Annotated in this window: 25 protein-coding genes and 1 other RNA gene; 16 read left to right on the top strand and 10 right to left on the bottom strand. The window is 39.6% G+C overall.

Features of this window, described 5'->3' with window-relative positions; all coding sequences use genetic code 11:
* Window positions 1–18 precede the first annotated feature (18 nt).
* A complete protein-coding gene (locus tag AAC851_RS03905) occupies window positions 19–606 on the bottom strand; it encodes a 5-formyltetrahydrofolate cyclo-ligase (RefSeq protein ID WP_005081940.1) in 588 nt (195 codons plus the stop codon).
* A gap of 527 nt (window positions 607–1133) precedes the next feature.
* On the opposite strand from AAC851_RS03905, the gene AAC851_RS03900 reads away from it, so the two are divergent.
* The gene (locus AAC851_RS03900; protein WP_005081942.1) at window positions 1134–1334 is read left to right on the top strand and encodes a hypothetical protein; all 201 of its coding nucleotides are present in this window, start codon (window positions 1134–1136) and stop codon (window positions 1332–1334) included.
* A 79-nt stretch (window positions 1335–1413) separates the two neighbouring features.
* Here the strand turns inward: AAC851_RS03900 and AAC851_RS03895 are convergent, their stop codons facing one another.
* Complete coding sequence (locus AAC851_RS03895) at window positions 1414–1800, bottom strand: MerR family transcriptional regulator (RefSeq protein WP_340600534.1); 387 nt, start codon at window positions 1798–1800, stop codon at window positions 1414–1416.
* Between the two features lie 96 nt (window positions 1801–1896).
* Here AAC851_RS03895 and AAC851_RS03890 point away from each other — a divergent pair, with 96 nt between their 5' ends.
* From AAC851_RS03890 to AAC851_RS03880, 3 genes are all read left to right on the top strand, one after another.
* Entirely contained in the window at window positions 1897–4611 is a 2715-nt protein-coding gene (locus AAC851_RS03890; RefSeq protein ID WP_340600533.1) for a heavy metal translocating P-type ATPase, read from the top strand.
* A 179-nt stretch (window positions 4612–4790) separates the two neighbouring features.
* Window positions 4791–6041, top strand: a complete 1251-nt coding sequence (locus AAC851_RS03885) for a putative solute-binding protein (RefSeq protein ID WP_409333574.1) — start codon at window positions 4791–4793, stop codon at window positions 6039–6041.
* A gap of 80 nt (window positions 6042–6121) precedes the next feature.
* Window positions 6122–6559: an SMI1/KNR4 family protein gene (locus AAC851_RS03880; protein ID WP_161413932.1), complete on the top strand. Its 438-nt coding sequence runs from the start codon at window positions 6122–6124 to the stop codon at window positions 6557–6559.
* A 35-nt stretch (window positions 6560–6594) separates the two neighbouring features.
* On the opposite strand, the gene ssrS is transcribed toward AAC851_RS03880, so the two are convergent.
* From ssrS to AAC851_RS03865, 3 genes are all read right to left on the bottom strand, one after another.
* A non-coding RNA gene (ssrS, locus tag AAC851_RS03875) (6S RNA) lies at window positions 6595–6777 on the bottom strand.
* A gap of 91 nt (window positions 6778–6868) precedes the next feature.
* Window positions 6869–7156: a cell division protein ZapA gene (locus AAC851_RS03870; RefSeq protein WP_004638418.1), complete on the bottom strand. Its 288-nt coding sequence runs from the start codon at window positions 7154–7156 to the stop codon at window positions 6869–6871.
* Window positions 7153–7713, bottom strand: a complete 561-nt coding sequence (locus AAC851_RS03865) for a hypothetical protein (RefSeq protein ID WP_004638419.1) — start codon at window positions 7711–7713, stop codon at window positions 7153–7155. Before AAC851_RS03865 ends, AAC851_RS03870 begins: the two co-directional genes overlap by 4 nt.
* Before the next feature lie 66 nt (window positions 7714–7779).
* On the opposite strand from AAC851_RS03865, the gene AAC851_RS03860 reads away from it, so the two are divergent.
* The 6 genes from AAC851_RS03860 (at window position 7780) to AAC851_RS03835 (ending at window position 13562) form a co-directional block, all read left to right on the top strand.
* A complete protein-coding gene (locus AAC851_RS03860; RefSeq protein WP_005081949.1) occupies window positions 7780–8415 on the top strand; it encodes a UPF0149 family protein in 636 nt (211 codons plus the stop codon).
* A 54-nt stretch (window positions 8416–8469) separates the two neighbouring features.
* Window positions 8470–9795 (top strand): Xaa-Pro aminopeptidase, encoded by a 1326-nt coding sequence (pepP, locus tag AAC851_RS03855; RefSeq protein ID WP_340600531.1) that lies wholly within the window; start codon window positions 8470–8472, stop codon window positions 9793–9795.
* A 53-nt stretch (window positions 9796–9848) separates the two neighbouring features.
* A complete protein-coding gene (locus AAC851_RS03850; protein WP_262570255.1) occupies window positions 9849–10322 on the top strand; it encodes a hypothetical protein in 474 nt (157 codons plus the stop codon).
* A 377-nt stretch (window positions 10323–10699) separates the two neighbouring features.
* Complete coding sequence (gene ubiH, locus AAC851_RS03845; protein WP_340600530.1) at window positions 10700–11911, top strand: 2-octaprenyl-6-methoxyphenyl hydroxylase; 1212 nt, start codon at window positions 10700–10702, stop codon at window positions 11909–11911.
* Window positions 11908–13140: an FAD-dependent monooxygenase gene (locus AAC851_RS03840; RefSeq protein WP_005081955.1), complete on the top strand. Its 1233-nt coding sequence runs from the start codon at window positions 11908–11910 to the stop codon at window positions 13138–13140. Before ubiH ends, AAC851_RS03840 begins: the two co-directional genes overlap by 4 nt.
* Before the next feature lie 173 nt (window positions 13141–13313).
* Window positions 13314–13562: a hypothetical protein gene (locus AAC851_RS03835; protein WP_340600529.1), complete on the top strand. Its 249-nt coding sequence runs from the start codon at window positions 13314–13316 to the stop codon at window positions 13560–13562.
* A gap of 25 nt (window positions 13563–13587) precedes the next feature.
* Here the strand turns inward: AAC851_RS03835 and AAC851_RS03830 are convergent, their stop codons facing one another.
* A complete protein-coding gene (locus AAC851_RS03830) occupies window positions 13588–14037 on the bottom strand; it encodes a MerR family transcriptional regulator (protein ID WP_005258889.1) in 450 nt (149 codons plus the stop codon).
* Window positions 14038–14098: 61 nt separating this feature from the next.
* On the opposite strand from AAC851_RS03830, the gene AAC851_RS03825 reads away from it, so the two are divergent.
* The gene (locus tag AAC851_RS03825; protein WP_100833485.1) at window positions 14099–14740 is read left to right on the top strand and encodes a cation transporter; all 642 of its coding nucleotides are present in this window, start codon (window positions 14099–14101) and stop codon (window positions 14738–14740) included.
* 64 nt (window positions 14741–14804) lie between these two features.
* Here the strand turns inward: AAC851_RS03825 and rsmI are convergent, their stop codons facing one another.
* A complete protein-coding gene (rsmI, locus tag AAC851_RS03820; RefSeq protein WP_340600528.1) occupies window positions 14805–15647 on the bottom strand; it encodes a 16S rRNA (cytidine(1402)-2'-O)-methyltransferase in 843 nt (280 codons plus the stop codon).
* Between the two features lie 16 nt (window positions 15648–15663).
* On the opposite strand from rsmI, the gene AAC851_RS03815 reads away from it, so the two are divergent.
* The 4 genes from AAC851_RS03815 to AAC851_RS03800 all read left to right on the top strand — a co-directional run bounded on the left by AAC851_RS03815 (window position 15664) and on the right by AAC851_RS03800 (window position 18653).
* Window positions 15664–16599, top strand: coding sequence for a penicillin-binding protein activator (locus AAC851_RS03815; protein WP_113997488.1), 936 nt, complete (start codon window positions 15664–15666; stop codon window positions 16597–16599).
* A 12-nt stretch (window positions 16600–16611) separates the two neighbouring features.
* On the top strand, window positions 16612–17016 hold the full coding sequence (locus AAC851_RS03810) for a YraN family protein (protein WP_005081968.1): 405 nt from the start codon (window positions 16612–16614) through the stop codon (window positions 17014–17016).
* 68 nt (window positions 17017–17084) lie between these two features.
* Window positions 17085–17777, top strand: coding sequence for a BON domain-containing protein (locus AAC851_RS03805; protein WP_004638431.1), 693 nt, complete (start codon window positions 17085–17087; stop codon window positions 17775–17777).
* Between the two features lie 3 nt (window positions 17778–17780).
* On the top strand, window positions 17781–18653 hold the full coding sequence (locus AAC851_RS03800; RefSeq protein WP_004638432.1) for an alpha/beta hydrolase: 873 nt from the start codon (window positions 17781–17783) through the stop codon (window positions 18651–18653).
* 20 nt (window positions 18654–18673) lie between these two features.
* Here AAC851_RS03800 and nudC read toward each other — a convergent pair whose 3' ends face one another.
* The 3 genes from nudC to dnaQ form a co-directional block, all read right to left on the bottom strand.
* The gene (gene nudC, locus AAC851_RS03795) at window positions 18674–19426 is read right to left on the bottom strand and encodes an NAD(+) diphosphatase (RefSeq protein ID WP_005081970.1); all 753 of its coding nucleotides are present in this window, start codon (window positions 19424–19426) and stop codon (window positions 18674–18676) included.
* A complete protein-coding gene (locus tag AAC851_RS03790; RefSeq protein WP_340600527.1) occupies window positions 19426–21072 on the bottom strand; it encodes a chemotaxis protein in 1647 nt (548 codons plus the stop codon). Before AAC851_RS03790 ends, nudC begins: the two co-directional genes overlap by 1 nt.
* Before the next feature lie 126 nt (window positions 21073–21198).
* Complete coding sequence (dnaQ, locus tag AAC851_RS03785) at window positions 21199–22557, bottom strand: DNA polymerase III subunit epsilon (protein ID WP_340600526.1); 1359 nt, start codon at window positions 22555–22557, stop codon at window positions 21199–21201.
* Between the two features lie 267 nt (window positions 22558–22824).
* On the opposite strand from dnaQ, the gene AAC851_RS03780 reads away from it, so the two are divergent.
* On the top strand, window positions 22825–25887 hold the full coding sequence (locus tag AAC851_RS03780; protein ID WP_340600525.1) for a lytic transglycosylase: 3063 nt from the start codon (window positions 22825–22827) through the stop codon (window positions 25885–25887).
* Window positions 25888–25892 lie beyond the last annotated feature (5 nt).

Here is a 25892-nt window from a genome sequence, read left to right as displayed (position 1 = left end):
TTTATAAAGAAGATGTATTTAGCGTTTGAAAAAATATTTTTGTGTTGGGGTAAATAAAGCATCCAGTGGTTGATCCCATTTTTGACGGACTAAAGGAAAGTCTAAATATTGGAATGTATGTGCTAAACCTAGACGAAAAGGTCGCCGTGGGGCTGTAGCTAAAGTTCGATCATAATAGCCACCTCCCATGCCGATTCTTGTACCGAGATGATCACAAGCAAGTAATGGCATGATGAGTAAATCTAAATTTGAAACCGATTGACCTCGTCCAGCCATGGGTTCTTTCATCCCAAGAGGATGATGGGAAAAACGTTTGTTTTTATATTGGTTGGCGCTGATTTTTACCCAAACCAATTTTTGATTCATATTACAAATCATCGGGAGATAAACTTGTTTTTTGTTCCTGAAACAGAATTCTAAGATTTTATGTGTGTGAATTTCACCAAATGCATGTAAGTACAAACCAATTTTTGCTGCGGATTGAAATGTACTGAATTGCCGAAGCTGGTTTAAAATCTGTTGCTCGGCTTGTTTTTGTTGAAACTGAGAGAGTTGTCTTCTTTTTAAGCGAAGCTGTTTTCTTAGTGTATTTAGTTGATGACTCATGCTGTATAGAAAGTCGTTTTGATGGATAAATCATAACTGATTTGGAATCTCAATTGTTTATCAATATTTTCCTCTTTGGGTATTGAAATGCACTGGAGGCTACCATTATTTGTTTTCTATCTTTTTTGAGTGGTTCTAACTACAACGCAAGCAACGGCTGAGATATTAGTCGTCCTTAAAAATACATTGATTGAAAATTACAACTAGTCCGCTTTAAAACTTCATAATTACATACTGGATTCATATCAGGAATGGTTAATCTTTGTAGCCTAAAAAAGTTGGATGGCAATTTTCCGATACTGCTAAATGCTGAAAATTTCATGCAACTCGATTAAATTGTGTAAATTAATGCATAAAATAAAATTAATGAGAACTGTCCTACAAAAAATGTATAATTGATCGAGAAATGATCTAAAATGCCCAGCAGATTTAACATCTTTAGATGTCAATTTTATGAATGTTATCTAGTTGTGATTGACTTGAAAGACATACACAAAATTTGCAGAACTGTTTTGAAGGGGAAAGCTATGTTGGAATCAAGAAATCTTATTGTGCTAGATCAAACGCTTATCTTAACGAAAGAGGGCAAAAATGATTTAGTATATGAAAATGACACATTGCTAAAAGTCAAAATGATCTCAAATCAACATATTGTTGTGGAAGATGATCAACAGATTAGTTTTGTATTAAAACAGCAAGATGAAAATGTGATTTGGTCTTTTGTGTAAAAAGTTAAGCCTACCGGTTCAAATTATAAGATAAGCATCTTATCCTTGTGATGTTTGGATGCTTATCCTATTTAAGACATCAAATAGATTTTTTCAGTTCTAATAAGATAGGACAACACTCATTTTCTGTAGTTTTACATTCATCTAACCATGTTGATAGGCGTTGTTTCAATCCTTGTAACTCTTGAATGCGCTCATCGATCTTATTCAAACGTTGTTCTATAACGTGGCGTACTTTTACACGATCCTCTAAATTTAAGGTAAGTAACTCTTTAATTTCGTTGAGTTGTAAGCCAGCATCTTTAGCTTTTTGAATAAAACTCAAGGTTTCTATATCTTGTTGATGATAGTAGCGATAGCTTTGCGTACTTTCAGGTATACGCATTAAGCCAATCCGTTGATAATAACGAATTGTTTCAACATTTAACTGACATGATTTTGCCAGTTTACCGATAGTGAGGTTCATTTGCTGCTCCTCAAAAAGTATTAAAAATTGCTTGACTCTGTACCTAGGTACAGACTTTATCCTAAACCTATCAGAAAATAAAAGATAGGTGTAGCAATGGCGCATCAACAATCTCCATCATGTTGTTCAGGTAACAACTCAAAAATTATTTATGAATATATTGATCCTGTATGTGGGATGCAGGTTGCCGAAACATCTGAGCATTATTTTGACTATCAAGATATTCGATATTTATTTTGTTCGGTTGGCTGCCAGCAGAAATTTAGCGTGCACCCAGAAAACTACTTAAACGTGGATAAAGCTGAGCAAAATGCATCATCTTGCTGCCCTGAAGAAAAGCAGCAAAAGCAGTCAAGTTGCTGCGATACTCTGAAAGAAGAACTCACAGTTACAGAAACATCTTCTTGTTGTGCTCCAAAACCTGATGCATCTAAGGCAAGTACATGTTGTGATCATAAAACTCAATTACAGCCGACTAAACCAGAAGAAAAAAAATCGTCTTGTTGTGGAAGTGAGCAAGTTCATGCGGAGGTTGCAGCAGATGGAGAAACAGAGATTGATCCTGTTTGCGGTATGTCAGTGAAGACGACAACCGATTTAAAAACAGATCATGGAGGCAAGACTTATTATTTCTGTAATCCCTCTTGCTTAGATAAATTTAAAAATGATCCTGAATTTTATTTGATTCCTGTCGATCAGCGTCCTGTGCCTGAAGGTGCTATGGATATGGATTATACCTGTCCAATGGATCCCGAAATTGTACAAAAAGGACCAGGAACTTGTCCGATTTGTGGTATGGCTTTAGAACCAATGCAGCCCACTTTAGATGAAGGTCCCAATCCTGAATTGGTGGATTTCAGCAAACGCTTTTGGACAACTTTACCTTTGAGTTTGTTGGTTGTGGTCTTGGCCATGGGGTCGCATATTCATGCTTTTATTTCTCCTCATATTCAGCCGTGGATTGAATTAATTCTTAGTTTGCCCGTTGTACTCTGGGCAGGTTATCCAATTTTACAACGCTGTTGGGTGTCGTATAAAACTGGGCATCTTAATATGTGGAGTTTGATCGGTGTTGGTGTACTTGCTGCATTTATTTATAGTGTCGTGGCAACGATTTTCCCATCACTGATTCCTGTTGAAGCAAAAACAGGTCATGGTGTCGCCGTATATTATGAAGCCGCCTGTATGATTGTGTCACTGAGTTTATTGGGACAAGTTTTAGAACTGAAAGCACGTTCGCAAACAGCGAATTCATTAAGGGCTTTATTACGCTTACAACCAAGTAAAGCGAAATTAGTTCAAGATGATCAAGTGGTTGATGTAGATATAGCCATGGTTAAACAAGGTGATGTATTACAAATAGCTTCGGGCGAGCAAATTCCTCTGGATGGTGTGGTGATTGAGGGGAAAACCTACGTTGATGAATCCATGATGACAGGTGAGCCCGTACCTGTGAAAAAGGAAAAGGATGATCAAGTGATCGGTGGAACCATCAATCAACAAGGTTCAATTCGTATCCAAACGACGGCTGTAGGTACCAATACAACTCTGGCAAAAATGATCCAAACCGTCGCTGATGCACAGCGTTCCAAAGCACCATTACAACGGATTGCTGACGTAGTCGCAAAATATTTTGTGATGGTGGTTCTCGCAATCAGTGTTTTGACATTTATTGCATGGATGGTGTTTGGTAAAGCGCAATTTGATTTGGCGTTAATGTGTGCGGTAGCAGTTTTAATTATCGCATGTCCTTGTGCTTTAGGTTTGGCAACACCGATGTCTGTGATGGCAACAACAGGTCGAGCCGCACAGAAAGGTGTTTTATTTAAAGATGCTGAAGCGATTGAAGCTTTGAGTAAGGTAAATACCCTAATTATTGATAAAACAGGGACATTAACTGAAGGAAAGCCAAGCTTAAAGAAAATTCAGCCATTGTCTAAGACATATACTCAAGCACAAATTGAATTGTGGATCGCATCCATTGAACAATATTCAACACATCCGATTGCGCAGACCTTAACCAAATTGGTTGAACCTACGCAATTATTAAATGTTATTGATTTTGAGGATGTTACGGGTTTTGGAGTAAGAGGGCAGATCGATGGTAAGACCTTGTATATTGGTAGCCAAAAACTTGTGGATCAACTTGGTTTAACCTTTAGTGAGAGTCTAACTAAGCAACTTGATCAGATGAGATCACAAGGTGATGTGATTAGTTTTCTGATGTCTGAACAAGAAGTGATTGCTTATGTATCGATCCATGATGCAATTAAACAAAATGCGAAAGCAGTGATTGACCAACTCCATGCAGATGGTATTGATGTCATTATGGCAACAGGCGATCATGAGAAAAATGCGCAGATGGTAGCAGAACAACTTGGGATTAATCAGGTCTATGGAAATTGTGATCCAAAGCAAAAACTTGAGATTGTGAAACAGGCGCAAGCCCAAGGGAAAGTTGTCGTGATGGCAGGTGATGGTATCAATGATGCGCCAGCACTTGCACAAGCTAACGTGGGTATTGCGATGGGAACAGGAACCGATATTGCCAAGCAAACTGCTCAAGTGACATTGGTAAAAGGGGATATTCAGGGCGTTGCACATGCGGTTCATATGGCAAAACTAGGCGTGAAAAACATGAAGCAAAACCTTGCTTTCTCATTTATATATAATGGATTGGGAGTACCTGTTGCAGCAGGATTATTCTACCCGTTAACAGGCTTATTGCTCACACCGATGTTTGCTGCTGTCGCAATGTCGTTAAGTTCCTTATCGGTTGTTGTGAATGCTTTGAGATTAAATCGCTCATAATACAAAGCTAAAATGTAAATAAACTCTAATTTTTTAGAGATAGGAAAAGCTGTCGTGATGGTGATCGACAGCTTTTTTATACGTTGTTTTGACTATTTTGACGGGATCAAAGCAACTCTGGTCAATTTTATTTGCGAGGGATTTACTTAGTGTAAGAATAATTCACAGGAGTGATAATGATGTTTAAACAACAAAAACAATTTAAATTGGGACATTTATTCAAATCTATATCCCTTACAGCTTCTTTGCTAACGCCGCTATTACTAACTACGACTGTTCAGGCAGCACCAGCCGAGAAGTTGGATCTCACACTATCCCAACACTCTCAAAATAAAATTAAAACGTTGTTAAATGATCCAAAAATTTGGCAGCAAATTCCAAAACAAGTGACCCTATGTGTTTACTCACCCAATGGTGAGCATGGTGAGGCATTCCAACAAGCCACCAGTTATATGAGTGAATTACCACGTATTGTGCGCATTGCAAAACAGTATGGGGTCAATATGAACATCACTCGACCTTCTAATTTACAACTTAAAATTGATATTGATTATCCTAAATTAAAGCAAACTGCTTCGACGATGGTGACGCTCAAAGTGTATACCAACGAAGGCGTATTAACTGAGGATTTTCGTAGCAAGCGTTGTGATGGAGCAGGGATTAGTAATTTAAGGGCGCGCCAGTTCAACTCTTTTGTTGGAAGTATTGATGCGATTGGAGCACTGCAAAACTATAAGCAATTAACTTCAGTAATTCAGTTGTTAGCAGATCCAAAATTTGATGAAAAAATGGTAAATAAAGATTATGAGGTGGTCGGAATTGTACCGCTTGGCGCAGCGTATATTATGGTCAGTGACCGAAATATCAATACGTTGGCAAAGGCTGCAGGGCGAAAAGTTGCGGTGTTTTCCTTTGATCCTACACAGAAAAAATTAGCACAAAATGTCGGTGCACAGCCTGTATCAGTAGATTTGGCGACAGTTGGCCCTAAATTTAATAACAAAGAAGTTGAGATTATTGCTGGTCCAGCAATTTTATTTGATCCTTTGGAATTGCATAAGGGCATGACCGATAAATCAGGTAAAGTGGCTGGAGGAATCATTCGTTTTCCTGTGGTTCAGGTAACAGGAACCTTAATCATGCATCGAAATAAGTTTCCTGCGGGAATGGGACCGATTGCACGCGAGATTATCTCTAAACAATTACAACCTGCCTTTGATTTTGTAGACAAAATTGAAAAAGATATTCCTGAAAAATACTGGATGGATATCCACGAAAGCGATAAGCCTGGTTATATGCGATTAATGCGTGAAGCACGTATTCAAATGACCAAAGAGGGTTATTACAATAAAGAAATGATGAAACTGCTTAAACAAGTTCGTTGTTCACAGCAACCGACTCATTTTGAATGTTCTTTGAATGATGAGTAATAAGTAATATCCAAAGAATTGATTATTCGGCTTATATTAATGATATACCCTATGAGGAATACGATTCTATAAGGTATATCATGACTATTATCTTTGAACTCAAAAATAAACTACAAAAACAAAATATAAGCTTAAACAAGCCTGCGACATGGCAAGAGGTTTTGGCTTTTGAATATAAATATCAATTAAGGTTGTCACCTATTTTAAGAAATTATTTTTTAGAGTTTAATGGAACTGGTGAAGGGAATATGGCTGATGATTATTTTTCTTTCTTCTCACTCGCTCAATTCCGGTTAATGGAAAGTATTTCAAATAGTAATTCAGATAAGATTTTATATTCTAACTGTTTTGTATTTTCAGATTACTTAGTTTGGTGTTGGGGATATGCCGTAGAACTAGATCAAATAGGATCTGATGGTGTTGTTTATCAAGTAGCGGGTACACCTAAAAGAAAAGTTGCAGATTCATTTACCGAGTTTTTGAAGCTATATCTTATTGATAGTGAGGGAATATTATAGGAAAATTTACAGCACAGATGAGTGTTTGTAAATAAAAATGCTCCAGAGATGCCGCTGCATGGTCGTTACCCTGAACCCGATGAGTTCAAGGTGGAGGTGACGCATATTTAATGGGTTTCCTACTCGGAGGTAGGCATACACTCAAAATATACAGAACACATCCATAAATTTAAGTATCGGCAGGGGACTAGACGTACTGGCGAACACCCTAGAGACAGTATTAAGTATAACTGATCTTTATACGATGACAATCCTTGTGGATCACATATCTGTAACGATACTTACTAATTGATGGGACTTTGTGCAATTTTACTCAACAGTTTGTTCAACATCTTCTAAAATAGTTTGCAGCAAACGTTCGCAGTGCGCATATTGCTGTAAAGACTTGTTTAAACTAAAAACTTCCTGTGCCATTTGTAGAGCCACCATAATCACCAATTTATTATGTTCGACTCTCGGAGCACTACGACGCATATCATGAAATTTCTGATTCAATAGTTCCGCTGCACGCTCTAACTCTTCACGTTTATCCTCAGTCGTATTGAGGCGAAAAGTCTGCTCAATTAAACGGAGTTCAACGACAATAGTTTCACTCATGATTGTGACTCCTCTTGAGGTTCAGCAATAGGGTGGGCGAGCTGTTGGATTTCTTGTGCATTTTGATCTTGGGCTGTACCAAGAATCGCTAGACGCTGAATAATGGCTTCAACTTTCGATTTAGCCAGTTCATTCTTCTGCAATAGTCGATCACGATCTTGTTGTAGATCCTGAATCTCTTGCATGTTGTTACGCTGTTGGGCTTGTAACTTTTCTTTGATTACGCGTAAATCATTTCGCTCAGCCAAGATTTCTTGGAAACGATTTTTCAGATCAGTGGTACTTTTTTCCAAACGACTATAGCGCTCGGCTAAAGTTGTTGCATCATTATTCAGTTGTTTGAATTGATCTTGTAACTGAGTGAGTTGTTCAGTTAAGTTATCAACTTCATCCTGTTTTTGCGTGATGATGCTATTTTTTTGCACAATTTGTGCATGGTGATCAGTTGCAGCTAATTGTTTAGCTTCAGAAAGCGAGTTATTTTCTCGCTCTAAATGACTTAAGCGTGTTTTTAAAACACCAATATGCGCTTGTAGACGCTGTAATTGTTCTAACATAACGAAGGTCGCACAGAGTTGCAATCAAAGGTAATATATACAGCAGTATAGAGATTGGATAAACGAATGCAAGACGATATTTCAGGTTGGAACGAATGGAATGCTCATTTTGAGGGGATTGAAGAAATTTCAAGTCCAAGTGAGTTACATGGTTTGCTAACAGGTATAGTTTGTGTGACACAAGCACCAACTTCAGATGAATGGTCACAAATCTTAAACACCCTCAATGTACCTCCACTTTCACCCGAAGCCCTCAGAAGTTTGACTGATGAGGCCGAAGATGTAGCACATGCTTTATCCGATGATGAATTAGATTATTTACCAATGTTGCCAGATGACAGTCATGTATTGGCTGATCGAGTTCAAGCATTGGCAGATTGGTGTGCAGGAGTTGTACTTGGTTTTGGTTTAGCTTCGGGGCATATTCGAGGCGAAGAGCAAGAACTGATTGAACATTTACAAGATGTTGCAGCTGTTGAATTTGAAGATTCAGACAATGATGAAGAAGGCGAAGAAAGTTATCAGGAGTTGTATGAGTTCGTACGCTTAATTCCTGTTAGTCTTTCGATTGGACGAACAAAAGTTCCTGTTGCTGAAAGTTCATTATTGAGAAACTTCCATGCAAAAAGCCGTAATCAAGATGAGACGGTTTCAGATCCACAAACGATCGTTGAAATGTTTACGCCACATCGCCCAAGTTAATTGCATTAATTTTATAGATCCCTCTTCGGAGGGACTTTTTAGTCGTAGGATAATATGAAACTAACTCAAGCAGATTTTAAACAACGTCGAGATCGCCTTGCGGAACAAATGGGCAGTAATAGTATTGCGGTAATTGCGACACGAGCGGAAATGTACCGTAATCGTGATGCAGATTATAAATATCGTGCAGACAGTAGTTTTTATTATCTTACTGGATTTGCTGAACCTGAAGCTGTTGCAGTGATCGAGACTTTTGCTCAGGGTGAGGCATATCGTTATACGCTATTTTGTCGTGAACGTAACCGTGAAATGGAAATTTGGAATGGTTACCGAGCAGGACTAGAAGGTGCAGTCGAACAATATCAAGCAGATCAATCATTTACCATCCATGAGTTGGATCAGAAAATTGTTCCTTTACTTTTAAATAAATCGAAACTCTTTGTTCGACTAGGACAAACGAAAAAATTTGATGCTGAAGTGGGTGGGTGGTTACACAAAGCAAAAGCAATGCAACGTCAGGGTGGCGATGCACCTCAGCAAATTATTCAAATTGATTCGATTATTGATGAAATGCGTTTGAAAAAATCGGCGCAAGAAATTGAACTGATGCAGATCGCATCCAATATCAGTGCAGAAGCACATACGCGTGCGATGCAAACTGTAAAACCAGATATGATGGAGTATGCGCTTGAAGCAGAACTCAATTATATCTTCGGTAAAAATGGTTGTGTGCCTGCTTACAATAGCATTGTAGGCGGTGGTGAAAATGCTTGTATTTTGCATTACGTTGAAAATAATAAGCCGTTAAAAGATGGTGATCTGGTTTTAATTGATGCGGCTTGTGAGTATGAATGCTATGCCTCAGACATTACCCGTACATTCCCTGTAAATGGTAAATTTAGTCCAGAACAAAAAGCACTTTACAATATTGTTTTAGATGCCCAGCTTGCCGCAATCGATGCTACGCGTATTGGCAATAATTATAAATATCCGCATGAAGTTGCTGTAAAGATTTTAACTCAAGGTTTGGTTGATCTTGGTTTACTGCAAGGTGCTGTAGATGAGCTGATAGAGAGTGAAGCATTCCGTCAATTCTTTATGCATGGTACAGGGCATTGGTTAGGCATGGATGTGCATGATGTCGGTTCTTACAAAATTGATGAAGATTGGCGTGCTTATGAAGCTGGTATGGTGGTTACCGTTGAGCCAGGTTTATATGTTGCACCAGACGATGAAACGGTAGATGCAAAATGGCGCGGTATCGGGATTCGTATCGAAGATGATATTGTCGTGACTGAAAATGGACCGTTGGTGTTAACCAAGAATGTGGTGAAAACCGTTGAAGAGATTGAAAGCTTGATGGGTCAGGTGAAAGCATAATCATAAAAATGGGCTAATCGATTAAGCCCATTTTTATATTTAAGAGAATAATAATGAGTGAATATGCACCACAGTATACATTTAAAGAACGAATAAAAATTATTGCTTTACATTGCTTATGGGCAATACCTCTATTTCTGGTTTTAGATCGAATCTTTTTTCCATGGCTAAACGAAAGCAATTGGATTCTATGCCATCCATATGGTTGGCATATGCTTTGGTATGGAATGGGGGTATTTGCCCCTCTATTTATGCTTCTCGTTGGTATTTTGATACAGGGGAGGGATATGTTAAAAATTTATAGATTAAAACAATATCCTTTACCCAATAAAAAAGTAATGAATAAAACAAAGTATGTGTATGGTTTTAGGGCGACTTGGCGTTGTTATTTCTTTTTAATCTGGTGTGTGGGTGTACTTGCTTTTACTGTATTTGGTTATTTTACAGCAGTAAAACAGACCAGTCTTGTTGATCCAAAAAGGTTAGAACAAATTCAACAGAAAGAATGTAATGTTTCCAAAATGTAGGGTGATTTTAACCACACAGACCAAACAAAGTACAAATTCCTTTGCTGATTTGAGTTAGAGTAAGATAGGCTAGGGTCTGTAGATATTTCATAAATGCTTGCGACAGTGGATATTTTTTAGGTGATACAAGGCATGGCTTATGAAATTTAGTCATTCTAAATAAATAAGCCATAACGCAGTAGCGACAAAAAATATCCCTGTCCCACAGGGTTATGGCTAAAACTTCCTTAAACTTTGTTATGAAACTTGACAAGGGAGTTGCCATTGCCTACGTTTCATGCCTCGTTTAAGTTGTTTTAGCCTATAACGCAATGCATAGATGAAATACCTACAGACCCTTAACATCAAGTCATGAAAAACTGATAAGGAATAATATTATGCAGCAACAAGTCATCATTGTCGGTGGGGGTATGGTTGGACTCAGCCTTGCTTTAATGTTGGCAAAATCTAATATTGCCGTAAAGCTATTAGAAGCTGTGAAATATCCAAATTATGATGATGAAAACCTTGCGCCTTATCATTCTAGTTTTGATGCAAGAAATACCGCATTGTCACGCCGTAGTGTGCAAATTTATCAAAAGTTAGGATTGTGGGATGCATTACAACAGCATGCGACCCCAATTTTACAAGTGCATATCACAGAGCAAGGTAGCTTTGGTAAAGCACGACTAGTCGCAGAACAAGAGAAAGTAGAAAGCTTTGGACAAGTAATTGAGAATGCATGGCTAGGACGTGTATTACTGACCCAAGTACGTCAACAGCCGTTGATTGAGCTGATTGATGGTGTACAAGTGACCTCACTGACACAAGATGCAGATGAGGTTCACATCGAAGCGATGCGCAATGGAGAATATATTCATTCGCTCAAGTCCAAGTTGGTGATCGCAGCAGATGGTCGTGATTCGTTCTGTCGTCAGGCGATTGGCGTGGGTGTAGATGAACATGATTATGACCAAGTGGCGATAGTCACCACTGTGCAAACTTCTAAACCGCATCAACAAGTTGGCTTTGAACGTTTTAGCGCTTTAGGACCGTTGGCACTTTTACCGTTACCGGGTGAATACCGCCGTTCAGTGGTTTGGCCTGTGAAGAAGGGTACGGAAACTGAATGGTTAGGTGAAGAAAACGATCAGCACTTCCTTGAAGCCCTACAGGAAACCTATGGCGATCGTGCGGGTAAATTTGAAAAAACAGGCAAACGTTTTAGTTATCCATTGTCTCAAGTCTTGGCACATAAACAAGCCGTTGGGCGCGTAGTGTTGATGGGCAATGCAGCACACACCATTCACCCTGTTGCAGGACAAGGTTTTAATCTGTGCTTACGTGATGCTGATGTGCTGGTTCGTTTCTTGATGGAACAATTAGTGAAGTCAGATGATATTGGTCACCCAGACAATTTGTTGGCTTATGAGCAAGCACGTTTGAAGGACCAACAACGCGTGATCAAGTTCTGTGATTCAGTCGTTCGTGGCTTTAGTAATCAAAATCCAATTTTAAAATTAATACGTAATACAGGATTGCTTGCCTTTGACGTGATTCCGGGAATTAAGCCGTTGGTTGCCAATTACGCAATGGGGCTGAAAGCATGAGTGAAATGTTAGATGTGGTCATTGTAGGAGGTGGCTTGGTTGGTGGCTTAACCGCCTTGCTATTGGCACAAGGTAATGTGCAAGCAACAGTATTGGACGCTGCCCCTGTACTAGATCAAGAAAAAACACTTGCGGTGATGAATCCACGCGTGTTGGCCCTCAGTCAGGCAACCATTCATATATTAAAGACTGTGGATGTTTGGGATGATTTAGCCCGTCAGATGCCATATTCAGGCATGCAGGTCTGGAATAAAAATGGCTATGGAGAAATCAATTTTGGACATGCATCGGAGCGACCACCACATGCAGATCAAGCATTGGGTTCAATGGTGGAGCCAAGTGTCCTGAATGTTGCGATTCAACAAAAAATGTTGCAGCAGCTTAAAGATTACCGCACTCAGGTGAAAGTGATTCGTATCGAGCAAATTCCACAAGGTTGGTCGATTCAGCTAGCAGATGGTACAACGTTGAAAACCAAACTGTTGATCGGTGCTGATGGGGCAAACTCGTTTGTACGTGAACAAGCTTATATTGATTTGGATGTCTTAGATTACAAACAAGCTGCAATCAGTTGTGCGATTAAAACCACTCAACCGAATCAATATGTGGCACGCCAAATTTTCCTACCAACAGGACCATTGGCTTATTTACCAATGGCGAGTTTGGACGCGCAAGACAATGGTTATTGGCAATCGATTGTGTGGACATTACCAGATGATTATGCTGATGAATATTCAGCACTCAGTGATCAGGAATTTATGCAATTGCTGACCCAAGAAAGTTTGAAAATGCTTGGTGAAGTGGTTGAAGTACGTTCAAGAGCACAGTTCCCATTGAAAGCTCGCGCTGCGCAACGGTATATCAAATCAGGTCTAGCATTGATTGGGGATGCAGCACATGTGATTCATCCTTTAGCTGGACAAGGTGTCAATATTGGTTGCTTAGATGCAGCGGTGCTTTGTGATGTTTTGCTGCACGATCTAAAACGTGGTGTATGGGCAAATGAGCAGACTTTGTTACGTTACGAACACCAACGTAAAGGGCAGAACGATGCCATGATGCACAGCATGTCAGCGATAGGTTGGTTAGAAAGTTCAGAGTTATTTCCTTTTGTTTGGGCGAGAAATTTCGGTCTGAAACAGGTCGAACAACTGGATTGGCTCAAAGATGGTTTCATGCAACAAGCCAATGGTTTGGGGGCGTTGAAAGAGACACGTTATGCATGCTAAAAAACAGTAGATATTTTTTAGACAATCATTTATAAATCAGAGTGAATTTGGTTAAAAAAAGCACAAATTGATAAATATTTTGCTTTGATAAATGAGAAGAGCTTGTTAAATTTCATCAAGTTCTGATGACCAAATAACGATGATGAAGATTTAGTCATTGTGGGGAGAGTAATATGACGGAAATGAATGATTACGACGAAAACACCGAAGATGCTGCTGTAGATGACGAAGAGGCGAAAGCCGCAGAAACTGGTGCAGATAGCGAAGAGTCGAGTGCCAATGATGCCGATCTTGCCGAAGCAGAAACGTTAACGGTGACTGCAAAGCAGAAACAACGTCAGGCTTTAGAAGATGAAGTGGCTGCGTTTCTTGCACGTGGTGGACGCATTACCGAAGTCCCACCAGATGAACATCAAGATTAAGTCGAATAAAGACATCAAAAAAGCATCACGATTGTGGTGCTTTTTTGTGTTGATGTGATTCATGTTCACATTCGAGTGGTTGATGTAGTTCTTTTAAAATTCCACATTGCTCAATGGTACGGTGTTGCGAGCATTGTTGTTTTAAATGCGTTAGATCCTGCTTGAGATGTTCTAGGTTTCGAATCTTCTGAGAAACCTCTGCAAGATATTGATCAATCAGATGATCGACTTCCATACAGGTTTGATTCGGGTTCTCTGACATATCCTTGAGCTTTTGAATATCCTGCAAGGTAATGCCCAGTTCACGACAATGCTTTAGAAAGAGAAGTTCTGACAGCATCTGTTCAGAATAATGTCGATAATTGCCCGCCGTGCGTTTGGCTTTCTCAAGCAGCCCAATTTTTTCATAATAACGAATCGTATCCACAGATACGCCAGACTTTTTTGCCAATTGCCCAATTGTAAAATTTATCATGCTTGACTCTGGAGTTACTCTAGGGTTTTAAATCACTATAAAAGATTAAGTGAGAAAAGTCATGGCAGGATGTGGATGCAACACAACATGTTCACCAACACAGAAGATTAGTCCGAAGTTTCGTAGAGCTTTGTGGATCGCGCTCGTTCTAAATGCGCTGATGTTCTTTGTGGAAATTATTGGTGGTTCACATGCACGCTCTGTATCGTTATGGGCCGATGCGTTAGATTTTGCAGGTGATGCGGCTAACTATGCCATCTCATTGGCAGTGTTATCCATGACCCTGTATTGGCGCGCGACCGCAGCTTTAGTCAAAGGTATCACCATGGCGGCATTTGGTATTTTTGTGATTGTTAAAGTGTTTTGGTCATGGTGGCTGGGTGTTACACCTGAACCGATGCTCATGGGGGCGATTGGTGTACTTGCACTGGCGGTGAATGTGGTTTCTGCACTCCTGCTTTATGCATTCCGTGATGGTGATGCCAATATGCGTTCAGTGTGGTTGTGCAGCCGTAATGATGCGATTGCCAATATCGCGATTATTATTGCAGCTGTCGGCGTTTTTGGAACAGGAACCATGTTTCCCGATTTACTGGTCGCTTTTGTGATTGCTTATCTTGGTGTGTCTTCGGGGCTGAGCGTGATTAAACAGGCGAGAGCGGAAAGAAAAATGGATCAAGCTAATATCATGACTAAGGCTTAAAATATATTGTTCTTATTGCATATTTAAATGATAAGGGGAGATTTTTATAATCTCCCCTTATGTTTTATTCATTATTTTGGGTGAGTTCCAAAGCACGCTGATAAGCCACTTTCTTTTTAATACCAGTCAAATCAGCAGCCAGTTGCGACGCCGCTTTGACTGATAAATCCTGTAATAAGCGTTTTAACAACTCATCCAGTTTATCCTGTTCCATGTCTTTTTCTGCGGATGCACCGCCGACCACTACCACGATTTCACCTTTTTCTTGGTTGTGATCATTTTCAATAAAAGTGACCAGTTCTTTTAAGGTCATTTTCTTGATGGTTTCAAAGGTTTTGGTGATTTCACGAGCAAAACCTACTGGACGATCTTCACCAAAAACTTGGACCATATCTTGAATACACGCCAAAATACGATGTGGAGCTTCATAAAAAATGAGTGTTTGTGTTTCATCTTTGAGTTTCTCAAGTTGGCTAATTCGTTGAGACGCCTTTGATGGTAAAAAACCTTCAAAACTAAAGCGATCACTCGGTAAACCAACTGCACTTAATGCGGCAATTGCGGCACATGCACCTGGGACTGGAATCACACGAATCCCATGTTCTTGAGCTGCACGAACAAGTTTAAACCCTGGATCACTAATTAAAGGTGTTCCAGCATCGCTGATTAAGGCAACTGTTTCTCCATTTAACATTCTTTGGAGAAGTTGATCAATTTTGTTACTTTCGTTGTGATCATGGCACGCAGTGAGCGGAGTTGAGATATTATAGTGTTTGAATAATTGAGCAGATTGTCTAGTATCTTCTGCTGCAACCACCGAGACTGATTTTAAAATATCGATTGCACGAAACGTCATGTCATCCAAGTGCCCAATCGGGGTTGCTACAACAAATAATTGAGCACTCATAAAAGGTAACTCCATAATGTATTCAAAAAAATATTGGCTGCTACTGAGTTTGGCAGCATTGATTAGTCCAGCTTATGCGGACGTGTTGGTCATTCTACCTGAATCAGGTCCTATGGCGCGAGCTGGTGAAAGTATTAAACGCGGTTTCATGAGTGCTTATACAGCATCGGGAAGTAAAGAAAAAATTATTTTCGTGGATTCTGCAAAAAGTAACGTAAATCAAATTTTTAAAACTAGGGTTAATAAAAATACGAAATTGGTTGTTGGGCCATTAGGCCGATCTGATATTGAGGCGGTGATTAAACTAAAACCGAAAGTTCCTGTGTTAGCACTAAACGATGTGAATACACAAACTGAAAATGTATGGCAATTTAGTTTGGCTAAACAGCATGACGCTGAAGCTTTAAATAAATTACTCATCAAGGATCAAATCCAAACTTTATTGGTATTGCGTGAAGCTGGGACTGAGTCTGCGACAGAACTATTTATGATGTCACTCATGTCTCAGTCACATGCTGCGATAGAAGTGATTCATGAATTACCTAAAAAACTACCTAAAAAAACAGGATTGTTACTATTAGGGGATCATGAGTGGATGATGGAGCTTGGTTCATTACCAAAACAGAATATTTATGCAACTCCGATGAGTATCGAAGAGGGGAAATCTATTCCCATCGGATTACGTTTCTGTGATACCCCCGCTTTATATAATGGACAATGGGCTGACCTAATTGAGGCTTACAAAGAACAACCTGAGAATATGGCCTTTCAACGCTTGTTGGCATTTGGTGGTGATGCATGGACGCTTAGTCAGCAGTTCCTAGCCGGTGCTGATAACCAGCAATTTTCTTTTGTTGGACGAACGGGGGCTATTGAGGTGAATGCGGGCAAAATCAATCGACAGCCTTATTGCTTTGAACAGCAGAAAAAACACATCCAAATTTTAAAATAAGATATCTCACGCATGGAACAGCAAACAAATTCTATGGGGCAATGGGCTGAGGAAGCAGCAAAGACATTGCTCCATTCTCATGGGTATCAATGTATCAGTCAAAATTATCATTCACGTTTTGGTGAAATTGATTTAATCGTTAGGCGTGGTCAAGAACTTGTTTTTGTTGAAGTAAAAGCCAGATCCTCTGGGAGTTATGCTCATGCTTATGAGGTGATTACCCAAGCGCAAAAGCGTAAAATTATTAAAACAGCCAAATTCTTTTTACAACGTTATCCTAGTTATTATGACTTTGATTGTCGTTTTGATGTGATTTGTTTTGATTTTCCACAGAAAATTGCAAAAACAGTACAACCAGATTTTTCAAAATTGAAGTATGATCAGCAATGGATTGAACATGCATTTACTTTAGACTAATTCTGGCAATATGATCTAAAAGTAGGTGTGGAAGATTGAGCAAATGTGTGAATAGGGAGTCTGGCCAAGTGTTAAAACGTTTATCGATCACGTTACTTTGCGCTGCAAGTTTATCGGGTTGTGCGAGCTTTATTTCTGGCGGAACAGGGACTGCACCTGTTGGCACAAATAGTGGTGATCGTAGTCTAGGACAAGTTTTTATTGATTCTTCAATCAAACGTACTGCAAATGTTAATTTATACAAATTAGATCATCGTTTTAGACAGTCTCGCATCAATATTGAAAGTTTTCACAGCAACGTGCTTTTGACAGGTCAAGTGCCTGATCCATATTTAAAGCAACTTGCTGAGGATAATGTACGTGCAATGAGTGATGTCAAAGCGGTACATAACTATATTACAGTAGGCGATAAAGTTGGTTATAGCACGATCATGCAAGATGGTACGGTCACTGCAAATACACGTGGCTTGTTGATGAGAGCGCCTGTCGTATCGGACAGTAAGGTTTTAGTTCATACTGAAAATGGCGTGTTGTATGTGATGGGGCGTTTAAATACGGCTGAGATTAGAGATTTAGATGATGTCTTACAAAAAGTCGGCAATGTGAGTAGAATTGTGACTTTGGTTGATAATATCGACCAAACAGCAGGGACTTCAACGGCTCGAGTAGGGACAGCAACAACACAGTCTCTGGTTGAAACACCTGTAGCGATTGATCCTGATCAAGCTGAGCCTGTGACTATTACCCCAACTAATCCCTAATTTATGAAACAACTTATTCAACAAGTTCAAGAAAATGTTATACGGGCGAAAGACTTTTATAAAGAATTTCGTCTGTATGATTTTGCAAGTTATTCGATTAACTATTTAACACCTAAAGATACTTTCGAAAAGGAAGAACACCTTGCTTATGGATTAAAAGCACGCCAACGTTTAGATCTATATCGAAGTAAAAATGCCAAGCCACAAAAACCGCTGATTGTCTTTGTGCATGGGGGATCATGGCAGCATGGCAATAAGCGAGATTATTTGTTTATCGGTGAAACATTTGCCCGTGAAGGCTATGATGTCGCTGTGATCAATTATCATCTTGCACCTGAGCATATTTTTCCTGCTTTTATTGATGATATTGCACAAGCTATCCATTATCTGAATCAGAATCAAACGAAGTTAAAGATATCAACAGAAAATCTGATTTTGATGGGGCATTCCGCTGGTGCATTTAATGTGATGTCTGTGGTTTATTCTGCTCAAGCGAAGAACTTTAAATATAAAGATCAAATCAAAGCGATTGTTGGATTGGCAGGTCCTTATCATTTTGATTATAAAGGTGATCCACTTGCAGAACATGCCTTTGATCTGAATATTTCTTATCAACAAGTTATGCCATATTATTTTATTGAGCCTAATCAAATTAAGCATTATTTGTTAATAGCTGAACAAGATCAATTGGTAGAAAGAAGAAATACGCTTGATTTGGATATTGCACTCAGGGAAAAGGGTAATCATAGCCATATTTCGATTATTCCCAAGACTGGGCATATTACCATTGTTGCCACATTGGCAAGTTTGATGAGCCATTATTTCAAGACGAAACGGACTATTTTACATTTTTTGGACGAAGCATTGAATCCATGAAGTTATAAGAAAAGCATCGATTAGGATGCTTTTCTTTTTTCAGTCATCTGCATAATCATGCTATGAGCAATACTTCCTTTAAATGGGATCTGTGGTAACTGATCGAATTTAAAAAACTGAGCATCACTGATCTCTTCAAGTTGTAATTGGATCTCTCCAGACTCATATTCAGCATGAAAGGCAATCATCAAATTGCTCGGGAATGGCCACGGTTGGCTAGACATATAACTTATATTTTTAAGCTTTAGGCCAACTTCTTCCATTGTTTCACGTTGTACTGCTTCTTCTAAAGTTTCACCAACCTCTACAAAACCAGCGATCAAACCATACATATTGCCTTTGTTATGGGCTGATTTAGCAAGTAATACTTCATTGCTACCGCGTGTGATAATCGTGATTATACAAGGCTGAACACGTGGATATTGATGATAACCACAAGCTGGACAAATCATGGCATATTCTTTGGCATGAATTTCAGTACGATGACCACAGTGACTACAGAACTTATGATTACGACGCCATTCAAGCAGTTGTACAGCGCGACTGGCCTGTAGGAAATCTGATGTTGACCAAGTCTGAATCAAATCACGGATAGGAACAAGTTGAAAGCCTTCTGGGATGATTTCGCCTTCTAACAGGTCACGTGCAATGACATGATCATTTGGATGTATGGGAAGATCACTTGCTAACTTTTCAACTTTAGGCAGTTGAAAATTTTCATCGACTAACAGTTTTTGGTGTTGGAAAATATAAGCAAGTGATCGTTGAGACATTAGGCTGCTATCGTTTGTAATTGCTGACTATTTGATAATGCCACATCAAACATAGATTGCAATACAGGTTGTTTATTCCTTAAGTTATCCACCAACAAATCTAAACCTGCTACGACATTGAGTAGACAATTGATTTGTTCAGCATCTAATGCTTGGTTCTGCGCAAGACGGTGTTGAGCAAAATCTGCTGCACCTAATAATGCAGTTTGTTGTGCGGTACTACCTAAGAATTGGGCTGCACCTGACAGTTCTTTGAGGTAGTCAGGCAAAGCTTCAATGCTATGTGAGGTCGGATCTTGGGCATATAAGCTGAGAGTCTGCGTAAGCGTCTCGATTAATGTTTTCGTTTCAGTCAATAAAGCTTTATGTGCTTCATCTAAACGATCAAGTGAGATTTGTAGATTATTCACACGAAGCTGTAGACGGCTAGAGGTATAATTGCGCTCTAAAATACCAATTGAATTCATTGAAGCTAAAATACCATTCATTAATTGTTGAACTGAATTAGCATCGGTCAGGAAGTCAGAATGGCTTAGTTTTTCAGCTTGTTGTGTGATCTCTTTTGCAGCTTCATTTAAATTGAGAACTTTGAAAACATTGGCAAGTTGATTGAGCTTTTGCTGAATCTCTTGAGTTTTCTCTGTGGACATGTTTTGGTAGTTGTACTCAATTTCATTACGAATTTGGGCCATTTCATCCGTCATCAATCGGCTAACGGTATGAATGGTTTCATAGTCTGGACCATATAGATGACGACTCAATACTTGAAGCTGGGTGTCACTCAGTAACTCGTCACCAATATTGAGTTGATCACGAATGTGATGCGAAATATTGTTTTCTTGGCTGATACAAATCGATAATACATCCGCAAGATCACTGAGTTCAGCTGCATATGTAGATGGCTGGTTTAAAAACTTAGCAATATTGGTTTCGATTTGGATAAGCGTTCGTAACCGAGCTTCGGTAATAGAAAGCTCATCAATTAAACCTAAAGCAACGTTGACTAATTGCCAATATTGTTGGCTTTGTAGATCGGTAGATAATCCAGCTAGATAAACACCAACAAGTTTGATGCCTTGTAAATCAAGAGGAGTTTCTGTCTGTTTAATCAGTTTATGCAAACATAACTTATAAAGCTGATGAATGTATTGAGATTTCTCTAGTGTTGGAGCAAGTGGCAGATTAAAACGAGGACTAATCAGACTTAGTAGAGGCTGAATTGTTTGACCTTCTTTCGTTAATGGTTTGCCCAAAGCTAGTTCTAAACGATTCAAGGTATCGAGTAAGAACTGAGGAACTTTAACTTCGCGTAAACAAATAAACTCAATATAGCGTTTCAGCATCGTCGTACCTTCACTCAACGCAACCACATCACTGGTTTTAATTTGTTGAGGTTGGGCCATGATCTTACGCATAAGTTCACTTGAGTATCGGGTAATTTGCGATAAATGTGGCATATCAATCAGTGCAAGTACCTGAGTGCATTGCTCAAACTGATTGAGTGCATCATCTATTCCGAAGGGTAAAGCTTGTTCTTCGGCAAGGGTATTGACCGCTGTTTCTACCAATTTAATCGAATTGTCGATTTCATTTTTTATTATTAATAATGCCGTTGGGTCGAAATGAATCGAGGTTTGGTAAGACATATGACCTACACCTTTCCTGAGTTGTTATATCCATGGACCTCCTTTTGAGGAGGTCTAAATCACTTACAGTTAATATAACTTAACTTTGAAGGCTTGAAATATAAAAAGCGACATTGATTCAAAAATTTATTTTGCGAAAAGGCAAGGTTCTCCGTGTTTTTCTTCAAATTGTTTGACCCACGTCTCATGTTCATTTAACTCATGTTCAGATGGACGAATCACAGCTAAGTCAATTTGGACACGTTGACGTGTGGTTTTATTTTGATTTTGTTCATGTTGAGATAATGCATCGATGTCAAATGAAACCTGTCCACCTGTCATCGCAAGGTAAACATCGGCTAAAATTTCAGCATCGAGTAATGCGCCATGGAAGGTACGATCTCGTGCTGGGATCTCATAGCGTCTAACCAATGCATCCAAAGAATTTTTTTGTCCAGGATGCTTATTCTTTGCGAGTGCTAAGGTATCTGTAACTTCACATACCTCTGAAAGTAAAGGTAAACCAACACGTTTAAACTCCATATCTAGGAAGTTCATATCGAATGTTGCGTTATGCGCAATGATTTCAGCACCTTTTAAATAAGCAAACAGGGCATCTGCAATTTCAGCATACTTTGGTTTGTCTTGTAGAAATTCATCAGTGATACCGTGCACATCAACCGAGTCGCCTACAGGTTTTTCTGGATTAATATAAATATGAATCGAACTACCCGTGAGTTTACGATTGATCATCTCAATCGCTCCGACCTCAATGATACGATCACCATCTTGATAATAGAAACCCGTGGTTTCAGTATCGAGGATAAGTTGACGTGGGCCTTGCAACTTTAATTTAGCTTCGGTCACAACAATGTGTGGATGTTGATTCGTTACCAATGATTCCATAGTTTGAACTGGATTTTCTGCTTCAGCTTCATCTAGCAGAGTCACTGACCCATTTTCAGTATCTAACTCATCATTCATTTCATCTGTATCGAGGTCTAAACCCAAAGGATCATTCAAAAGCCAATCGGCTTCAGACTTTTTTATATCAGCGTTAGCCTGTGTTGATGCTTTGAGTTGTTGAGCAGTTTGTTCAGCCCCTAAGTTTGCGAGTTGATCCGCCATTTCATTGCCAGCATGACCAGCATGACCTTTGATCCAATTCCATTCGATATCACGATTGGCACAAACAGCATCTAATTTTTTCCAAAGATCTGGGTTTTTTACATCCTTCCAGTTTTTCTTCTTCCATCCATGAATCCATTCGGTAATCCCTTGTTTTACATAATTAGAATCTGTCCAAATGATAAGGTGTGCGTCGATTGGGCAAAAAGAAATACCTTCAATTGCAGCTTGTAGCTCCATACGATTGTTGGTTGTTTCTGCTTCACCACCGAACAGTTTATGTTCTTCATGTTCTGTAATGATATATGCACCCCAACCACCTAAGCCTGGATTGCCTTTACATGCGCCATCAACATAAAGAGTGATTGTTTGTGACATATTTGAACCTGAACAATATATGAGTAAAAAACTTGATCTATTTTGCAATAAAGTCAGCAAAAATAGCCGAAGAGAATATTAGCACTCCCTCGAATATCATGCATTGTAAAGCTAAAATCAGATGTTGTGAGTTACAAAACTCATGTTTTTTAATTTCTTGTAACATTTCCATGCAAATCACGTTAAATTATTGCCTTGTCTATGTAGCAGGCTTTACTACAATGGCTATCAAAGTAATAAACTAGCGTAAGTTGACTGGAAGATTTTATGTCTAAATCGAGCACATTGGTGTCGCGTACATCTGCAACATCATTATTCAAAATCACTGTACTCACTTCTGCTTTAGCTGCGCTGGGAATTACAACTGGCTGTTCTTCGACACCTCATTCTGCAAAAACCTCATCTTCTAAGCAACTTGGATCGGGTTATTTAGATGCGAGTAGCTTAGACTCGCTTGAAGATCTGTTATCTGCCACAGATATGCGTGCAGTAGAAGGTGATCGTCTACTCGTGTTGAAACATGGTGATGTGTGGAAGCGCATGACTGTGGGTTTCAAAATGGATTTGAATCATTGGGACTCGCGTATTGAAGCTCAGCGTGGTTGGTTTATTTCGCGACAACCATATTTGGATCGATTGAGTGCACGTGCTAGTCGCTATTTGTACCATACTGTTAAAGAAGCTGAACGTCGTGGCATGCCAACTGAATTAGCTTTGTTACCTGTCATTGAAAGCTCTTATGATCCAGCGGCAACAAGTAGTGCGGCTGCGGCAGGTCTATGGCAGTTTATCCCGAGTACGGGACGTATATATGGTTTACAGCAAACGAGTCTTTATGATGGCCGCCGTGATGTGGTGGAGTCTACACGCGCTGCCTACGAGTTCCTTGGGAGTTTATACAACCAGTTTGGTTCTTGGGAGTTAGCTTTAGCTGCTTATAACGCTGGTCCTGGTCGTGTACAACAAGCGATTAATCGGAATCGTGCTGCAGGTCTGCCGACTGATTATTGGTCATTAAAATTACCACAAGAAACCATGAACTATGTGCCACGTTTCTTGGCAGTTGCACAAATTATTAAAAATCCAAGTGCGTACGGGGTGTCATTGCCTCCAATTGCAAATCGTCCACACTTTCGTGAGGTGTCATTATCTGGACCTATGGCATTGAATGAAATTTCTACAATCACGGGTCTAAGTCGTGCTGAGTTATATGCATTGAACCCTGCACATCGTGGTGAAGTGATGGACCCAACGAGCCCGATGCGTATTTTGATCCCAGCAGATTTAAGCCCATCTATTGATGCTCGACTTCGTTCAAATAAATCATCTAGTGGTTTCTGGGCGAGTAAAACGCCACCACCAGCGATGAATACTTCATCAAATACAAGTACAACAGTTCGTACAACGACAAGTACGACTGCACCATCAAGTAACACCACAGTAAAAACAACACCAACGATGACGGCGAGTAGTACCACTACTCGTCCAAGTTCAACGACGACGAATACTAGAATCTCTACACCAAGAGGGTCTGATGCATTGGCTTCTTTTGCAGCAGCGGCAGATGTTCCAAGCGCACCACGTATTCCAGTAGCGGTTACACCAGCAGCCAATGTAAAACCAGTAAGCACCGAGCCACCGATTTCGGGCAAAGAACGTGAGCAAATTCTTGCAGCCATGAAAGCCGAAGGCCAGCAGAAATCAGTTACTCAAGTTTTAGAGCCGCAAGCCACACAAGCTGAAAAAGATCAGGTCGTTGCTGAAATCAAGGCAATTGCACCAAAGGGTACGGAGATCGTCGATCCGTTTGATGGAAAAATTAAGTTAACAGCGATTCAGACTAGCCAATCTGTAGCAGATGAAAAAGGACAAGAAGTAAGCAAAGGCTTTGCTTATCCAAGAAATCTAGTTGAAGATAAAGTTACTGCCAATAGCGAAGATGAAAAACGTAACCAAGGCAAACCTTATATTAGTACAGATACAGAAGTGGTTGTCGTCGCACCAAAAGGTAAGCGCAGTACTTATGTAGTACAACCAGGTGATACGTTGGCTGTTATTGCCCAAAAAAATAGTGTGAACTGGCGTGATATCGCAAAGTGGAATCAAATTGATCCTGCTGGTACTTTATTTGTGGGTACAAGCTTATATTTATATGATGCAAAGCCACAAGCTGAGACTACAAAAGCGACAGAAACTAAACCAGAAAGTTATGTGGTACAGTCTGGTGATAGTCTCACTAGTTTAGCCAGTCGTTTTGATTTAACGATCAAACAGTTGGCGGACTATAATAATTTATCTATTACGGATGGATTGTTGGTCGGTCAACGATTAACCTTAAAAGAACCAAAGAATAATCCCCGTACATCACAGCAAACTGCTCGTGCAACTGAAGCAAAAGCTGCGACCTCACAAAAAGTTGCGACTAAATCATATACGGTTAAACGTGGTGAGTATTTGAAACTCATTGCAGATCGTTATGCGTTGTCAAATCAAGAACTGGCAGATTTGACTGAAGGATTGTCGGCAACAAGTAGCTTGATGGTTGGACAGCGAATCAATGTCCCATTACAAGAAGTGGGTCAAACCGAAGAAACAACCAATACCAAGAATACTGTAAAACATGAAAATGTTACGGCATCAACCAGTTACAAGACAGAAAATTATACGGTGCAGCGTGGTGATACCTTGTCGAGTATTGCTACTCGATCAAAGATCACACTGAATGAGTTGGCGGAGTTAAACAATTTAAAAGCCAATAGTGGTATTCGCCTTGGACAAAGTTTGAAGATTCCTGCTGGCTCAACGGTGCCAGATCAGTATGTGGTTCAGTCAGGAGATAGCTTGAATGCGATTGCCAGCCGATATAATTTACAGGTAAGTTACTTGGCTGACTTGAATGGTTTAAAACCGACTTCAGGTGTGCGTATTGGACAGCGTCTGAAATTAACAGGTGAAGTCGCAAGTGTTGAAGCGCCAGCACCTGCGGAGCCAACGAGAAATAATTCTGCTGCTACAAGCAGTCGCAATACAAATACTGAGCAATATACCGTGAAAGCAGGTGAATCTTTAAATAGTATTGCGAACCGTTTGGGAATGACAGGCCGTGAACTTGCTGACTTAAACCAGCTGCGTGCCAATACAGGTTTACAGCGCGGTCAAACCATCTTGATCCCGAAAACAGTAACTGAATATCGTGTTAAACGTGGTGATACTTTAATTGGGTTGGCAAGTCGCTATGGGATGCAAACCACAGCATTGGCTGAAATGAATGACTTGGCTCCGAATACACAGTTACGTATTGGTGACGTGATTAAAGTTCCAAATCTATAAGGATA

It is taken from the genome of Acinetobacter sp. HZNU-JH01 (assembly GCF_037996845.1).
In the GTDB taxonomy this organism is placed as follows: domain Bacteria; phylum Pseudomonadota; class Gammaproteobacteria; order Pseudomonadales; family Moraxellaceae; genus Acinetobacter; species Acinetobacter haemolyticus.
This window is presented reverse-complemented; position numbering and strand designations above follow the sequence as displayed.

What these genes read in the sequence shown, in the direction of transcription:
- AAC851_RS03840 (WP_005081955.1), top strand. Translation starts at nt 11,908, where the DNA reads ATGAGTGAAATGTTAGATGTGGTCATTGTAGGAGGTGGCTTGGTTGGT.
- nudC (WP_005081970.1), bottom strand. Translation starts at nt 19,426, where the DNA reads ATGTCTCAACGATCACTTGCTTATATTTTCCAACACCAAAAACTGTTA.
- AAC851_RS03900 (WP_005081942.1), top strand. Translation starts at nt 1,134, where the DNA reads ATGTTGGAATCAAGAAATCTTATTGTGCTAGATCAAACGCTTATCTTA.
- ubiH (WP_340600530.1), top strand. Translation starts at nt 10,700, where the DNA reads ATGCAGCAACAAGTCATCATTGTCGGTGGGGGTATGGTTGGACTCAGC.
- rsmI (WP_340600528.1), bottom strand. Translation starts at nt 15,647, where the DNA reads ATGAGTGCTCAATTATTTGTTGTAGCAACCCCGATTGGGCACTTGGAT.
- pepP (WP_340600531.1), top strand. Translation starts at nt 8,470, where the DNA reads ATGAAACTAACTCAAGCAGATTTTAAACAACGTCGAGATCGCCTTGCG.
- AAC851_RS03835 (WP_340600529.1), top strand. Translation starts at nt 13,314, where the DNA reads ATGACGGAAATGAATGATTACGACGAAAACACCGAAGATGCTGCTGTA.
- AAC851_RS03790 (WP_340600527.1), bottom strand. Translation starts at nt 21,072, where the DNA reads ATGTCTTACCAAACCTCGATTCATTTCGACCCAACGGCATTATTAATA.
- AAC851_RS03810 (WP_005081968.1), top strand. Translation starts at nt 16,612, where the DNA reads ATGGAACAGCAAACAAATTCTATGGGGCAATGGGCTGAGGAAGCAGCA.
- AAC851_RS03880 (WP_161413932.1), top strand. Translation starts at nt 6,122, where the DNA reads ATGACTATTATCTTTGAACTCAAAAATAAACTACAAAAACAAAATATA.
- AAC851_RS03850 (WP_262570255.1), top strand. Translation starts at nt 9,849, where the DNA reads ATGAGTGAATATGCACCACAGTATACATTTAAAGAACGAATAAAAATT.
- AAC851_RS03865 (WP_004638419.1), bottom strand. Translation starts at nt 7,713, where the DNA reads ATGTTAGAACAATTACAGCGTCTACAAGCGCATATTGGTGTTTTAAAA.
- AAC851_RS03815 (WP_113997488.1), top strand. Translation starts at nt 15,664, where the DNA reads ATGTATTCAAAAAAATATTGGCTGCTACTGAGTTTGGCAGCATTGATT.
- AAC851_RS03830 (WP_005258889.1), bottom strand. Translation starts at nt 14,037, where the DNA reads ATGATAAATTTTACAATTGGGCAATTGGCAAAAAAGTCTGGCGTATCT.
- AAC851_RS03905 (WP_005081940.1), bottom strand. Translation starts at nt 606, where the DNA reads ATGAGTCATCAACTAAATACACTAAGAAAACAGCTTCGCTTAAAAAGA.
- dnaQ (WP_340600526.1), bottom strand. Translation starts at nt 22,557, where the DNA reads ATGTCACAAACAATCACTCTTTATGTTGATGGCGCATGTAAAGGCAAT.
- AAC851_RS03870 (WP_004638418.1), bottom strand. Translation starts at nt 7,156, where the DNA reads ATGAGTGAAACTATTGTCGTTGAACTCCGTTTAATTGAGCAGACTTTT.
- AAC851_RS03890 (WP_340600533.1), top strand. Translation starts at nt 1,897, where the DNA reads ATGGCGCATCAACAATCTCCATCATGTTGTTCAGGTAACAACTCAAAA.
- AAC851_RS03825 (WP_100833485.1), top strand. Translation starts at nt 14,099, where the DNA reads ATGGCAGGATGTGGATGCAACACAACATGTTCACCAACACAGAAGATT.
- AAC851_RS03860 (WP_005081949.1), top strand. Translation starts at nt 7,780, where the DNA reads ATGCAAGACGATATTTCAGGTTGGAACGAATGGAATGCTCATTTTGAG.
- AAC851_RS03800 (WP_004638432.1), top strand. Translation starts at nt 17,781, where the DNA reads ATGAAACAACTTATTCAACAAGTTCAAGAAAATGTTATACGGGCGAAA.
- AAC851_RS03780 (WP_340600525.1), top strand. Translation starts at nt 22,825, where the DNA reads ATGTCTAAATCGAGCACATTGGTGTCGCGTACATCTGCAACATCATTA.
- AAC851_RS03885 (WP_409333574.1), top strand. Translation starts at nt 4,791, where the DNA reads ATGTTTAAACAACAAAAACAATTTAAATTGGGACATTTATTCAAATCT.
- AAC851_RS03895 (WP_340600534.1), bottom strand. Translation starts at nt 1,800, where the DNA reads ATGAACCTCACTATCGGTAAACTGGCAAAATCATGTCAGTTAAATGTT.